Origin of the sequence: Ralstonia sp. RRA (assembly GCF_037023145.1) — a bacterium.
In the GTDB taxonomy this organism is placed as follows: domain Bacteria; phylum Pseudomonadota; class Gammaproteobacteria; order Burkholderiales; family Burkholderiaceae; genus Ralstonia.
Genome location: NZ_CP146091.1, coordinates 1,114,763 through 1,128,048, shown reverse-complemented (window position 1 = coordinate 1,128,048; position 13,286 = coordinate 1,114,763). Strand labels below are relative to the sequence as shown.

Below are 13,286 nucleotides of genomic sequence, written 5' to 3'. Positions count from 1 at the left end.
CTGATTGGCCGCCGCCGGTGCCGTGTTGAACAATAATCTTGCCGCCCCATTCCGAACCCGGTCTGGACAGCAAGAACGCGATTATAGCCTAAACCCTCCGCCGGACGACAGTGGTATGACAGGACGGGTCAGTAGCGCGTCATCTTGCACGTCGTCGGCAAGGCCGTTTGCGCCGCCGGAATCACTTTCAGCGTCCGAAAACCATAGCCAGAACCCTCGATATCGAACGGCGTGCCCGGCGTGCCTGCCTGCTCCATCTGCGTCGCGACCAGTGGTTGGATGGCTTGGTGATCCTCCGCGCGCAGCGTGATGCGGTGAAAACCATTGTCCAGCGATGCGCCTTCCAGCGCACGTGCCACGGCGCCTGCCTCGGTCGTACCGGCACGCTCGATGGCGGCGACCAGCATGTCGATCATCATCTGGTCGCGAAGCACCGGATAGTCATCTGCTGGCGCCGGATAGCGTGCGCGGAAAGCCTTGTAGACAGCATCAGACTTGGCGCCGCCAAGATTCGGGTGCCACTCCGCCACCGCCACCACACGACCAACGCCCGCCTCGCCCATCGCCGCCGGCGCACCCAGCGAATTGCCGTAGAAGGTGAAGAAGCGCGCCTTCAGCCCCGCATCGCGCGCGGCCTTGACCAGCAGCGTCAGATCATTGCCCCAGTTGCCGGTAACGACCGTATCCGCGCCCGAGGCCGCGATACGCGCGATGTACGGCGCAAAATCCTTCACCTTGCCGATCGGATGCAGCACCTCGCCAACAATGGCCACATCCGGCCGCTTCTCGCTCAATTGCTGACGCGCCGATTGCGCCACCTGGCGACCGAATGTGTAGTCCTGCCCAATCAGATAGACCTTCTTGACCGACTTGTCAGATCGGATCACCTCGGTCAGCGCATGCATGCGCATATCGGCCGAGGCATCAAAGCGGAAATGCCAGAAGCTGCAGGCTTCGTTGGTCAACGCAGGATCGACAGCGGCGTAGTTCAGGTACAGCACACGCGACTCTGGATGCCGCTCGTTGTAGCGCGAAATCGACGTCGACAACGCAGCCGCAGCTGCCGAACTGTTGCCCTGCAGAACGAAGCGAATTCCCGCATCGGTTGCCGCCTGCAATTGCAGCAAGGATTCATCGACTGTGTTCTTGCTATCCAGGCGCACCAACGCAAGCGGATGACGCCCATCAGGCAGCTTCACACCCCCACGTGCATTCACCCCTTCGATGGCGAAGCGCAGATTGCGATCCACAGCCTCCCCCGCGTTGGCAAACGCGCCGGACAAGCCTTCGATCAATGCCAGCCGGATCGGCGCAGCCTCGGGTTGCGCGACGGCTGTGCCGCATAACCCAACGGCCGCCAACGCGGCCACAAACAAACGAAACACCATGGCAACTCCCCGTGAAGCGCGGATGGTAAAGCGCCCCGCCATGCCGACACAAGCGACCAGGCGATCTGAGGCCCTACACTTGAGGCATTCAGGAGAACCATCGTGGGCACCCGAACCTGGCAGCGCACCGCGCTGCTCGCCATTGCGCTGGCGTGGATGAGCGCATGTACCGTACTCACCCCATTCAAACGGGGGAGGCACTGATCGGCCACCCGGCCTCCGCCGTGGAAGCGCGTTTTGGCAAACCACCCGAGCAATACCCTCGCGCCGACGGAGGCACGCGCTGGCTGTATCCGACGCAACCATACGGACAATTCACCTACGCTGCAGACGTTGACGCGAGTGGCAAGCTCGTCTCGTTCCGGCAGATTCTGACGACGATGGATTTTGCGCAGATCCGCGTTGGCACCTCAACGCAGAAGGATGTGCTGCAGACATTCGGCAAGCCCGAGGAGACTGCCTACTTCCGGCTGATGGATCGGCAGGTGTGGTCCTACCGCTTCAAGCACGAGGGCGTGTGGCCCTCGCTGATGAACTTCTATTTCGACCGCGACGGCGTCGTGCGTCTCACGCAGGTCAGCCCCGACCCGATGTACGACCACGATCACGATTCGAGCCGCTAAGCCTTGCAATGGCAACATCCACGCGAGGCGCATCACCTGGCGTGGATGTTCGGGTCGGCCATGTCGTGGATCTCACAGACATTGCTCTCAAAGACGGCCGGCACGGAAATCACGCTCCTGACGTGTCCGGTGCCGCCGCACCCGCTTCGCGTTCCGGTGGGTAACCGGGTGCGCGCTCTGTAGTGATCGTGTTGGGGTCTGGGCTGACTCCTGCGTGTATTCGTTGAAACCCGCAATCAGATCTGCGGATTGAGTTTCTCGCTGCTCTTGTCCTGCAGCTTGTTCAGCGCGGCCAGGTAAGCCTTTGCGGATGCGGCAACGATGTCCGGATCGGTGCCCACGCCGTTGACGATGCGGCCCGACTTAGACAGACGCACCGTCACTTCACCCTGCGCCTGCGTGCCGGTCGTGATGGCATTGACCGAGTACAGCAGTTGCTCGGCGCCGCTGGCGACCTTGCTTTCGATGGCGTTGAGCGTGGCATCGACCGGGCCGTTGCCCTCTGCCTCGCCCGTCACTTCCTTGCCGTCGGCAACAAAGACGATGCGTGCGTGCGGACGCTCGCCCGTTTCCGAACGCTGCGCCAGCGACACGAAGCGGAAGTGCTCGCCTTCGCTGTGCTGTGCTTCGTTGGAGACGATCGCAACGATGTCTTCGTCGAAGATCTCGGCCTTCTGATCGGCCAGTTCCTTGAAACGCGTGAAGGCGGCATTCAACTCGGCTTCGGAGTCCAACTCGATACCCAGTTCCTGCAAGCGCTGCTTGAACGCGTTGCGGCCCGAGAGCTTGCCGAGAACGATCTTGTTGGCCGTCCAGCCCACGTCTTCGGCACGCATGATTTCGTAGGTATCACGCGCCTTCAGCACGCCATCCTGGTGGATACCCGAAGCATGTGCGAAGGCGTTGGCGCCCACCACAGCCTTGTTCGGCTGCACCACGAAGCCGGTGATCTGCGAGACCAGCTTGGAGGCCGGCACGATCTGCGTGGTATCGACACCGACGTCGAGGTTGAAGTAATCGCGGCGCGTCTTGACGGCCATCACCACCTCTTCGAGGCTGGTGTTGCCGGCGCGCTCGCCCAGGCCGTTGATCGTGCATTCGATCTGGCGCGCGCCGCCCAACTGGACAGCGGTCAGCGAATTGGCAACGGCCATGCCCAGATCGTCGTGGCAATGCACCGACCAGATCGCCTTGTCGGAATTCGGAATGCGCTCGCGCACCGAGCGGATCAGCGCGGCATAGCCTTCCGGCACCGCATAGCCCACCGTATCCGGCAGGTTGATGGTGGTCGCGCCTTCATCGATCACGCCTTCCAGCACGCGGCAGAGGAAGTCCATGTCCGAGCGGCTGCCGTCTTCCGGCGAGAACTCGATGTCATCCGTGAACTGCCGTGCAAAGCGCACGGCCAGGCGCGCCTGTTCGTACACCTGATCCGGCGTCATGCGCAGCTTCTTCTCCATGTGCAGCGCCGACGTGGCGATGAACGTGTGGATGCGGAACTGGCCGGCCGGCTTGAGCGCCTCCGCAGCGCGGGAGATGTCGCGGTCGTTCGCACGCGCCAGCGAGCAAATCCGCGAATCCTTGACCGACTGGGCAATTGCGCGAATCGCTTCGAAGTCACCGTTGGAGCTGGCCGCGAAGCCGGCTTCGATCACGTCCACCTTGAGCCGTTCGAGCTGCTTGGCGATGCGGATCTTTTCTTCCTTCGTCATCGACGCACCGGGGGACTGCTCGCCGTCGCGCAAGGTGGTATCGAAAATAATGAGTTTGTCGCTCATGGCGGCTCCTTGGTGGGGGTGACGTTTTTGACGTCGATCTTAGTGGTGTCTCGAATGTTTTTTGCGGCGCAGAATGCAAAACGCCCCGGCGTGCATGGTTGCAGGCCGGGGCGCTGTGAATTCTGGTTCGCGAAAACTTGGCGGTTTCTGCTTGCCTTGTCTTGCGATTTCCCTATGCGCGTGTCCCGACCTGACGACCTAGTAGGCCATCAATCGAGACTAGCGTAATCAGAATGGAAATCGGGTGCGAAAGCATGCGGACGACTATAGACGAATTCAAAAATTGACGCAAGCGCACAATGGTGCAGCGCATCGGTCACTCGTGCGCTTCATCCGACGCCTCCTTTGGCATGCGCGGGCTGCCCTGCTGCCCTTGCAGCGTGCGCCAGCCCCACAGCAGGTAACCCGACACCGCGTAGCCGACAAACAGGCCGAACAGCGCCACCGGCGGATCGCTCGACACGACTACGAACAGCACGAGCATCAGCACCATCACACCGAACGGCACGCGATTCCGCACACCCAGCACCTTGCCGCTGTAGAACGGCGCGTTCGACACCATCGACAGCCCCGCGTACAAGGTGAGCCCGAAGGCGACCCACGGCATCCACAACTCTTTCACCGGCAGCTTGTTGTCGATCGCCAGCCAGACAAAGCCGGCGATCAGCGCGGCGGCGGCCGGGCTAGGCATGCCCTGGAAGAAGCGCTTGTCGACCACGCCAATGTTGGTGTTGAAGCGCGCCAGGCGCAGCGCCGCTCCAGCACAGTAGACGAAGGCCGCGAGCCAGCCCCACTTGCCCAGGTCGCGCAGGATCCATTCGTACATCACCAGCGCAGGCGCCACGCCGAATGAAACCATGTCCGACAGCGAGTCGTACTGTTCGCCGAACGCGCTTTGCGTGTTGGTAATACGCGCAACACGGCCATCCATGCCGTCGAGCACCATCGCCGCGAAAATGGCGATAGCTGCCGTCTCGAAGTTCAGGTTCATCGCCTGCACGATAGCGAAGAAGCCAGCGAACAGCGCGGCCGTCGTGAAGGCGTTGGGCAGCAGGTAAATACCGCGACGACGCGGACGGACGACCTCAAGATCGTCATCATCCGGGCGCGGCTGGTTGTGTCGCAGCGGACGCAGATGCGTCACGTTGCCAGCGGTGAAACGCTTCTTGCGTCGGTTGAACGCGGGCATGGTGGCCTCCGGATCAGTCCAGTTCGGCAAGCACCGTGAGCGTGGCGGACACCTTTTCGCCGATCGTCACGCGTGGGCGCGCTGTCAGCGGCAGGTACACATCGACGCGCGAACCGAAGCGGATGAAACCATAGCGCTGGCCGCGCGTGAGTGCTTCTCCTGCCTTGGTATAGCAAAGGATGCGCCGCGCGATCAATCCGGCCACCTGCACCGACGTGACGAGCTGGCCATCAGCGCGACGTAGCACGATGGCGTTGCGCTCGTTCTCGAGCGACGCCTTGTCCAGGTCGGCATTGACGAACTTGCCCGGGAAGTACTGCACCTTCTGCACCGTGCCGTCGACCGGCGCGCGGTTCGAGTGCACGTTGAAGACGTTCATGAACACGCTGATCTTCAGCGCGTCGCGATCGGCATACGGGTCACGCACTTGCTCGACGGCGACGATGCGGCCGTCGGCCGGCGAGAGAATCGCGTTGGCCTGCGTTGGCACTGCACGCGCCGGGTCGCGGAAAAACTGCAGCACGAACAGTGTCAGCACCCAGAATGGCCAAGCCCAACCAAAGCCGGCGGCGGCCTGCACGATAAGCGAGACAATGAAAATCCCGCCTAGGTACGGCCAGCCCTCGCGGGCGATGATGGGATGCGGATACGTGTTGTTCAAAATCAGACCTCGACAGCGTCTTGAAGGAAATGCGGCATTCTAGCCGACACGGGGCTGCGCCAGTACTCGAAACGGCACACCACCCCTTGGATTCAGCATAAAAAAAGCCAGCCCGAAGGCTGGCTTTCCGTTCTTTCACGCCCAAGGCGTGATCGATCAGTGCTTAGTTCTTGGACTGGTCGACCAGCTTGTTCTTGGCGATCCACGGCATCATCGCGCGCAGCTTGGCGCCGACTTGCTCGATCTGGTGCTCTTCGGTCAGGCGGCGGCGCGAGATCAGCGTCGGTTGGCCTGCCTTGTACTCCAGCAGGAAGCTCTTGGCGTATTCGCCGGTCTGAATGTCCTTCAGGCATTGCTTCATGGCCTTCTTCGTCTCTTCCGTCACGACGCGGGGGCCAGTGACGTACTCGCCGTATTCGGCGTTGTTCGAGATCGAGTAGTTCATGTTGGCGATGCCGCCTTCGTAGATCAGGTCGACGATCAGCTTCAGCTCGTGCAGGCACTCGAAGTACGCCATTTCCGGAGCGTAGCCGGCTTCCACCAGCGTCTCGAAACCAGCCTTGATCAGCTCGACCGTACCGCCGCACAGCACGGCTTGCTCGCCAAACAGATCGGTTTCGGTTTCTTCGCGGAAGTTGGTCTCGATGATGCCGGCGCGGCCGCCGCCGTTGGCGGTGGCGTACGACAGAGCGATGTCACGCGCAGCGCCCGACTTGTCTTGGTGCACAGCGATCAGGTGCGGCACGCCGCCACCTTGGCTGTACGTGCCACGCACGGTGTGGCCCGGGGCCTTCGGGGCAATCATGATGACGTCCAGGTCAGCGCGCGGGATCACGGCACCGTAGTGCACGTTGAAACCGTGAGCGAACGCCAGAGCGGCGCCTTGCTTGATGTTGCCGTGCACTTCGTTCTTGTACACGTCGGCGATCTGCTCGTCCGGCAGCAGGATCATGACAACGTCGGCTTCCTTCACAGCCTCGGCCACTTCCTTGACTTGCAGGCCGGCATTGACGGCCTTGTTCCACGACGCGCCGCCCTTGCGCAGACCGACCGTGACCTTCACGCCCGAGTCGTTCAGGTTCAGGGCGTGGGCGTGGCCTTGCGAGCCATAGCCGATGATGGTGACGTTCTTGCCCTTGATCAGGGAGAGGTCGGCGTCCTTGTCGTAAAACACTTTCATGGTGATGTCCTAATTTTCAAATACTTCAATATCGATGGGGTCCGGCCGCATTTACACGCTGGTGCATGCGCCGGTTCAAACCTTCAGAATGCGCTCGCCGCGGCCGATGCCGGAGCCGCCCGTACGGACGGTCTCCAGAATGGCAGTGCGATCGATGGCATCGAGAAACGCGTCAAGCTTGCTGCCGTTGCCGGTCAGCTCGATCGTGTAGGTCTTCTCGGTCACGTCGATGACGCGGCCGCGGAAGATGTCCGCCGTACGCTTCATCTCCTCGCGTTCCTTGCCGACCGCGCGCACCTTCACGAGCATCAGCTCGCGCTCAATGTGCGCACCTTCGGTCAGGTCGACGACCTTGACGACTTCCACCAGGCGGTTCAGGTGCTTGGTGATCTGCTCGATGATGTCGTCCGAACCGGTCGTGACAATCGTCATGCGCGACAGCGAAGCGTCTTCGGTCGGGGCGACCGTCAGCGTCTCGATGTTGTAGCCGCGCGCCGAGAACAGGCCCACCACGCGCGACAGCGCGCCGGCTTCGTTTTCCAGCAGGACGGAAATGATGTGACGCATTACAGGTCCTCCGCGCCGAGCAGCATTTCAGAAATGCCCTTGCCTGCCTGGACCATCGGCCAGACGTTTTCGGTCGGGTCGGTCTGGAAGTCGAGGAACACGGTGCGATCCTTGAGTCGGAAGGCTTCGCGCAGCGCGGGCTCGACGTCGGACGTCTTTTCGATGCGCATGCCCACGTGGCCATACGCTTCGGCCAGCTTCACGAAGTCGGGCAGCGCCTGCATGTAGGAATGCGAGTAACGGTTGTCGTACTCGATTTCCTGCCACTGGCGGACCATGCCCAGGTAGCCGTTGTTGAGCGAGCAGATCTTCACCGGGGTGTCGTACTGCAGGCAGGTCGACAGCTCCTGGATACACATCTGGATCGAGCCTTCACCCGTGATGGTGACGACTTCCTTGTCCGGGAACGCCTTCTTGATGCCCATGGCGTACGGCAGGCCCACGCCCATCGTGCCCAGGCCACCGGAGTTGATCCAGCGACGCGGCTCGTTGAACTTGTAGAACTGCGCGGCCCACATCTGGTGTTGGCCGACGTCGGAGCAAACAAAGGCGTCGCCGTTGGTCAGTTCCCAGATTTTCTCGACCACGTACTGCGGCTTGATGATCTCGGAGGTGCGGTCGTACTTCAGGCAATCGACGCTGCGCCACTGCTCGATCTGCTCCCACCATTTGGCCAGTGCCGTCTTGTTCGGCTTGGCTTCGCCCGACTGGATCTGGCTGATCATCTCCTGCAGCACGTCCTTGACGTTGCCGACGATGGGGATGTCGACCTTCACCCGCTTGGAGATGGACGACGGATCGATGTCGATGTGGATGATCTTGCGCGGCTGCGACGTGAAGTGCGCCGGGCTGCCGATCACGCGGTCATCAAAGCGCGCGCCGATAGCAATCAGCACGTCGCAGTTCTGCATCGCCATGTTGGCTTCGTACGTACCGTGCATGCCCAGCATGCCCACGAACTGCTTGCTGGTGCCCGGGAATGCACCCAGGCCCATCAGCGTGTTCGTGACCGGATAGCCCGTCAGCGCGGCCAGTTGGCGCAGCTCTTCGCTGGCCTCGGCAAGCACAACGCCGCCGCCCGAATAGATGTAAGGACGTTCGGCCTGCAGCAGCAGGCTCACTGCCTTGCGGATCTGGCCGGAGTGCCCCTTGTTGACGGGGTTGTACGAGCGCATCTCGATGGTTTTCGGATACTCGTACTTGCACATCTCGCGCGAGACATCCTTCGGGATGTCCACCACCACCGGGCCCGGACGGCCGGTCGAGGCGATATAGAACGCCTTCTTGATGGTCGAAGCGAGATTGCGCACGTCCTTGACCAGGAAGTTGTGCTTGACGATCGGACGGGTGATGCCGACGGTGTCGCATTCCTGGAAGGCGTCCTGGCCGATGGCGTGCGTCGGCACGTTGCCGGTGATGATCACCATCGGGATCGAATCCAGGTAGGCGGTGGCGATGCCGGTCACGGCATTGGTCACGCCCGGGCCGGAGGTCACCAGGGCGACACCGACCTTGCCCGTGGCACGCGCATAGCCGTCAGCCGCATGGACTGCCGCCTGTTCATGGCGCACCAGGATGTGTTCGATCTTGTTTTGCTTGTAGAACGCGTCGTAGATATAGAGCACCGCACCGCCGGGGTAACCCCAGACGAACTCGACGCCCTCTGCCGCGAGCGCATTGACGAGGATGTCAGACCCCATCATGTCGGCAGATGAACCGCTATTGGCGTGGGAAAATTCCGCGCTTGGCATATTCATGTCAGTCCTTTGCAATTTTCGGCAAAAAATTGTTTGGATGCTCTCTACCGGGCTTGTGGCGCGGATTTGAGCGGTGCGCGTCTGCATGGATGGTCCGCCTGATGGGCGGCCAGATGAGACAAACCACAGATATTGTGAACCGCCGATGATACTGCAATGCCGCATGCCGGTCCAGCGACGGCAAGATTCGCCCCGGAGCGCGGGCCGCCAGACAGTTAGACTGTCCGCCGACCCGCATTTTTGCTAGCATCGCAACATTTTTGACGGCCCAGGCCGTCGTTGCTGCGAGGCGCAATGCTCACATCGCATCACGTGATGACAATGTGAAATTTCGCCAGACCGCCCCACAGGATTCGCACCCGCCGTTGTATGGCCTCTGAACAGGAACTGTCGGCTTTCCTCATAAGCGTCGAAAAACGCGCCTTCAAGCAGGCAGTATTCGCGGTCCGCGATGATGACGCCGCGCTCGACATCGTGCAGGACGCGATGATCAAGCTGGCCGAAAAGTACGGCGACAAGCCCGAGGCCGAACTGCCCCTGCTGTTCCAGCGCATTCTGCAGAACACGATCCACGACTGGTTCCGTCGCTCCAAGGTGCGTAACACGTGGGTCAGCCTGTTCTCCAGCTTTCGCACGGACGCCGAAGGCGACGATACCGACCCGCTGGAGCTGATCGAAAGTGAAGCCGGCTCCACGGCAGCAGAAAGCAGCGCTGACAAGGTCGAGCGTTCGCAAATGTTGGAAATTCTGGAACGCGAAATCGAGAAGCTCCCTACACGTCAACGGGAAGCCTTTCTGATGCGTTACTGGGAAGACATGGATGTTGCCGAAACCGCCCAGGCGATGGGCTGTTCCGAGGGGAGCGTGAAAACGCACTGCTCGCGGGCAACGCACGCCCTGGCCCAAGCGCTGAGGGCGCGAGGGATCCGACTATGAACAAGGTAGAACTTCGAGAACGCCGCTTTGCGCACGCCGTCCGCACCGCTCTGAACGAGTCGGCCGGACAGTTGCCGCCCGATGTACGTGACCGCCTCTCCGCGGCACGCCGGATGGCGCTCGCGCATAAAAAAGCGGAAGCGCCAAGCACGGTGCGCTCGCCTGCCCTGGTCATGCCGGGTGTGGGTCAGGTGTCCTTCGACCCGGATGACGACGCTGCGTCGCCGCTGCACCGTATCGGCGCGTTCCTGCGTCGCTTCGGTCTGCTGTGGCCGACCATCGCGCTGGTCGCAGGGCTTGCCGGCATCTATCAGTGGCAACAACAGCAACGCGTGGACGAACTCGCTGAGGTCGACGCCGCCATGCTGCTCGACGACCTGCCGCTGGCTGCCTACGCCGATCAAGGCTTCCATCAATATCTCGATAAACGCGATCAGTGAAAGGCTGATCGATGAGCAACTTCCACCGCACCCACGGCCAACCACCGCGAGGCGAACGGACCTTGCGCCTGCGCGTTGCCTTGATCTCGTTGATCGGCGCTGCAGGTCTGTCCGCCGGATTGGCAATCGCACAAGCGCCTGCAGCATCGGCACCGGCCACCGCATCGGATGCCGGCGCCAGCACGCAGTTGGCACTGCCAACGCCGCCGGCCACCAATCCGCAGCCGTCCGTCCATCCGAACTGGTCTGAGTTGACCGTCGTGCAGCAGCGCATCCTGGCGCCGTTCGCGCCGGAATGGAACAGCATGCCCGAGCTGGCCCGCAAGAAGTGGCTGCAGATTGCCCAGGCCTATCCGAAGTACACGCCGGCACAGCAGCAGCGCTTGCAGACACGCATGGCTGACTGGGTCAAGCTGACGCCGGAACAGCGGCACCGAGCCCGCGAGAATTTCCAGACCACCAAGTCGGTTCCCGTCCAGAAGAAAAGCGAAGCCTGGCAGCGCTATCAGCAGTTGCCTGACGAGCAGAAAAAAGAGCTTGCTGCGGCAGCCAAGGCACAGAAGCGTCCGTCGGCCGTCACGGCATTGCCGGGTAGCACGAGCTTGGCCAAGGATGCAGCCAAGGCACTGCATCACGGTGCGCGCACCAAGCCGGGCACGACCAAGTCGGCTCCGAATCCGCTGGCGCCGGCCAAGCCGACCGCAACGGCAGCGGCATCTGCGCCCGCGGCAACCATGCCCGCGCCTCCAGCACCGGCAAGTGCGCCGGTCTCGCCAGTGCACCCGGTGGCTCCCACCACCAGCCCGGACGGCGAGTCAGGCAATCCCCCTCCGTCGACCGTACTGGGCGGCGGTTAAGCCCAGTTCACCCTTTGGCATAATCCGATCACGCACCGTACACACGTTGTACCGGCGCATGATCGATTACGTCTTGACTGTGCTCACCCGGTTCGATGGCCACTACCGCTTCTCCCACCTCGCCTGTTACGGCACCTGACCGACTTGCCGCTCCCACGCTGCGCCGCCGCCTGGCTGCGATGCTCTACGAGGGCCTGCTGCTGTTTGGTGTGATGTTTGGCGCGACGGCCATCTTTCTGCTGTTGCGCGCGATCATTCCTCCGCTGGCGCGCACAGGTGATATCGGCCTGCAGGTGTGGGGCTTCCTCGCGCTTGGTCTTTACTTCGTGGGCTTCTGGCGCAAGCGCGGTCAGACGCTCGCCATGCAGACCTGGCGCATGCGCGTCGTCAACGCGGACGGCTCGCCCATCTCGCTTGGCCGTGCCATTGCGCGCTACACGCTGGCCTGGATCTGGGTGGCTGCGGCGGTCGGCATCATCCACGTGAGTGGGGTTTCCCGCTGGACTGGCGCGGGTGTTGCATTGGCCTGCGTGCTGGCCTGGGGCGCGCTGGCGTGGCTCGACCCGCAGCGCCAATTCCTGCACGACCGCCTGGCCGGCACGCGGCTGGTGCGCAGCTGATTCCATCTCTGGCGACGGCACACACCCATGACGCGCGCCGATCTACCCGCCTCCCCCACGCCGCTGGCCTCTCTGACGGCAGCCAACGCGCGGCGCATTGCGGTAGGGCTGCAATGTGCAGCGACATTGGCGGTCGCGTGGGCCGCCCATCGTTGGGGGGCGTTGAGTTGGCCAGGCACGGCTGCCGTTGCCGCAGCGGCCCTGATACTCGGTTATCTCATCTCGGTTGGCTGGGCATTTGTCATTGTATCCACGAGCCTCGGTACAGCCATTCCGGATGACCCAGTGTGGGATCGCATGCCCGTACCGCGCGAGCAGCGCATCGGCGTGGCGGGTTTTATCGCGTGCTGGTTGCGCGAATGCGCATCGGTGGCATGGATGTTTAACGTGCTGCAACCGTTTCGCGCACAGGCAGCGTTCGATGCTGCAGCGGGTGGCGGCACGCGCGTGCCCGTGCTCATGATCCACGGTTACGGCTGCAACCGCGCGGTGTGGCTGCCGATGCAGAAGCACTTGGCGGCTGCGGGCCACCCGACCGAGGCGATTGACCTGATGCCGTTGCTGGGCGACATCGACGACTACGCGCAAGACATCGCCGCCGTTGTCGCGCGTATGACGCGTATGTACGGCCGCGCGCCGGTCCTGCTCTGTCACAGCATGGGCGGACTCGCTGCGCGCGCGTTGCTGCGGCAATCCACGGAAGCCTGCCCGGTCGCACACGTCATCACGCTGGGCACGCCACATCGGGGCACGGCGATGGCGCGCAGTGGGCGCGGGCGTAACGTGCGCCAGATGGCCTGGGCCAGTACATGGTTGCGCCAGCTTGCGGCATCCGAAACGCCGGCCGTGCGGGCGCGCATCACGTCGGTCTTCTCGTGGCACGACTCCATCGTCGGGCCTGCCGGCGCGTCCTGGCTGGAGGGTGCGCGACACTTGCCGTTCTCCGGCATTGGTCATGTGTCGCTGCTATGCGACGCACGCGTGCGCGATGCGGTACTGGCAGAACTGGCGCGCATCGAAGGCACGCTGCCGCCCCCATCCGCCTGAAAGGCACGCTGGGCGCAGGTCTCCGGCGCCCGCCTCGACGTTCCACGGCAACCACGTCATGTGACGGTCATGTTTCTGACACGGCTTATTCATGCAGCGGTGGCGAAATCCGTCCAACGCAGCCTCTGTTGCCGACATGGTCCTGCCAAACTCGCCAAGCCGTCCTGGTTTCTTCCGCCGCCTCGCGCAACGCTTTCGCGCCGCCCCCCTCACCGGTTCCGACTGGAACGCACCACCGCCTCT

General features: G+C 62.7%; 13 protein-coding genes. 6 read left to right on the top strand and 7 right to left on the bottom strand.

Going from position 1 to position 13,286, the window contains the following annotated elements:
• Positions 1-128 precede the first annotated feature (128 nt).
• Positions 129-1,388: a branched-chain amino acid ABC transporter substrate-binding protein gene (locus tag V6657_RS05430; protein ID WP_048932812.1), complete on the bottom strand. Its 1,260-nt coding sequence runs from the start codon at positions 1,386-1,388 to the stop codon at positions 129-131.
• Positions 1,389-1,552: 164 nt separating this feature from the next.
• Between V6657_RS05430 and V6657_RS05425 the strand changes: the two genes are divergently transcribed.
• Entirely contained in the window at positions 1,553-2,011 is a 459-nt protein-coding gene (locus V6657_RS05425) for a membrane protein (RefSeq protein WP_048932813.1), read from the top strand.
• Positions 2,012-2,247: 236 nt separating this feature from the next.
• On the opposite strand, the gene V6657_RS05420 is transcribed toward V6657_RS05425, so the two are convergent.
• From V6657_RS05420 to V6657_RS05395, 6 genes are all read right to left on the bottom strand, one after another.
• Entirely contained in the window at positions 2,248-3,789 is a 1,542-nt protein-coding gene (locus V6657_RS05420; RefSeq protein WP_048932814.1) for a 2-isopropylmalate synthase, read from the bottom strand.
• A 316-nt stretch (positions 3,790-4,105) separates the two neighbouring features.
• Positions 4,106-4,978, bottom strand: coding sequence for a CDP-diacylglycerol--serine O-phosphatidyltransferase (gene pssA, locus V6657_RS05415; protein WP_048932815.1), 873 nt, complete (start codon positions 4,976-4,978; stop codon positions 4,106-4,108).
• A gap of 13 nt (positions 4,979-4,991) precedes the next feature.
• The gene (locus tag V6657_RS05410) at positions 4,992-5,639 is read right to left on the bottom strand and encodes a phosphatidylserine decarboxylase (RefSeq protein ID WP_048932816.1); all 648 of its coding nucleotides are present in this window, start codon (positions 5,637-5,639) and stop codon (positions 4,992-4,994) included.
• Between the two features lie 163 nt (positions 5,640-5,802).
• Positions 5,803-6,819, bottom strand: coding sequence for a ketol-acid reductoisomerase (ilvC, locus tag V6657_RS05405; RefSeq protein WP_021195002.1), 1,017 nt, complete (start codon positions 6,817-6,819; stop codon positions 5,803-5,805).
• A gap of 75 nt (positions 6,820-6,894) precedes the next feature.
• On the bottom strand, positions 6,895-7,386 hold the full coding sequence (ilvN, locus tag V6657_RS05400; protein WP_021195003.1) for an acetolactate synthase small subunit: 492 nt from the start codon (positions 7,384-7,386) through the stop codon (positions 6,895-6,897).
• Positions 7,386-9,143, bottom strand: a complete 1,758-nt coding sequence (locus V6657_RS05395) for an acetolactate synthase 3 catalytic subunit (protein WP_048932817.1) — start codon at positions 9,141-9,143, stop codon at positions 7,386-7,388. Before V6657_RS05395 ends, ilvN begins: the two co-directional genes overlap by 1 nt.
• A 369-nt stretch (positions 9,144-9,512) precedes the next feature.
• Between V6657_RS05395 and V6657_RS05390 the strand changes: the two genes are divergently transcribed.
• The 5 genes from V6657_RS05390 to V6657_RS05370 all read left to right on the top strand — a co-directional run bounded on the left by V6657_RS05390 (position 9,513) and on the right by V6657_RS05370 (position 13,043).
• Complete coding sequence (locus tag V6657_RS05390; protein ID WP_021195005.1) at positions 9,513-10,079, top strand: RNA polymerase sigma factor; 567 nt, start codon at positions 9,513-9,515, stop codon at positions 10,077-10,079.
• Positions 10,076-10,519, top strand: a complete 444-nt coding sequence (locus V6657_RS05385) for a DUF3619 family protein (protein WP_048932818.1) — start codon at positions 10,076-10,078, stop codon at positions 10,517-10,519. The genes V6657_RS05390 and V6657_RS05385 overlap by 4 nt, the downstream gene beginning before the upstream one ends.
• Before the next feature lie 11 nt (positions 10,520-10,530).
• The gene (locus V6657_RS05380) at positions 10,531-11,376 is read left to right on the top strand and encodes a DUF3106 domain-containing protein (protein ID WP_048932819.1); all 846 of its coding nucleotides are present in this window, start codon (positions 10,531-10,533) and stop codon (positions 11,374-11,376) included.
• A 95-nt stretch (positions 11,377-11,471) separates the two neighbouring features.
• Positions 11,472-11,996, top strand: coding sequence for an RDD family protein (locus tag V6657_RS05375; RefSeq protein ID WP_048932820.1), 525 nt, complete (start codon positions 11,472-11,474; stop codon positions 11,994-11,996).
• Positions 11,997-12,023: 27 nt separating this feature from the next.
• Positions 12,024-13,043, top strand: coding sequence for an alpha/beta fold hydrolase (locus V6657_RS05370; protein WP_048932821.1), 1,020 nt, complete (start codon positions 12,024-12,026; stop codon positions 13,041-13,043).
• The last annotated feature ends 243 nt before the right edge of the window (positions 13,044-13,286 follow it).

Coding starts and splice junctions, on each gene's coding strand:
- pssA (WP_048932815.1), bottom strand. CDS start 4,978: ATGCCCGCGTTCAACCGACGCAAGAAGCGTTTCACCGCTGGCAACGTG.
- V6657_RS05385 (WP_048932818.1), top strand. CDS start 10,076: ATGAACAAGGTAGAACTTCGAGAACGCCGCTTTGCGCACGCCGTCCGC.
- V6657_RS05425 (WP_048932813.1), top strand. CDS start 1,553: ATGTACCGTACTCACCCCATTCAAACGGGGGAGGCACTGATCGGCCAC.
- V6657_RS05380 (WP_048932819.1), top strand. CDS start 10,531: ATGAGCAACTTCCACCGCACCCACGGCCAACCACCGCGAGGCGAACGG.
- V6657_RS05390 (WP_021195005.1), top strand. CDS start 9,513: ATGGCCTCTGAACAGGAACTGTCGGCTTTCCTCATAAGCGTCGAAAAA.
- V6657_RS05395 (WP_048932817.1), bottom strand. CDS start 9,143: ATGAATATGCCAAGCGCGGAATTTTCCCACGCCAATAGCGGTTCATCT.
- V6657_RS05375 (WP_048932820.1), top strand. CDS start 11,472: ATGGCCACTACCGCTTCTCCCACCTCGCCTGTTACGGCACCTGACCGA.
- V6657_RS05430 (WP_048932812.1), bottom strand. CDS start 1,388: ATGGTGTTTCGTTTGTTTGTGGCCGCGTTGGCGGCCGTTGGGTTATGC.
- V6657_RS05370 (WP_048932821.1), top strand. CDS start 12,024: ATGACGCGCGCCGATCTACCCGCCTCCCCCACGCCGCTGGCCTCTCTG.
- V6657_RS05420 (WP_048932814.1), bottom strand. CDS start 3,789: ATGAGCGACAAACTCATTATTTTCGATACCACCTTGCGCGACGGCGAG.
- ilvN (WP_021195003.1), bottom strand. CDS start 7,386: ATGCGTCACATCATTTCCGTCCTGCTGGAAAACGAAGCCGGCGCGCTG.
- ilvC (WP_021195002.1), bottom strand. CDS start 6,819: ATGAAAGTGTTTTACGACAAGGACGCCGACCTCTCCCTGATCAAGGGC.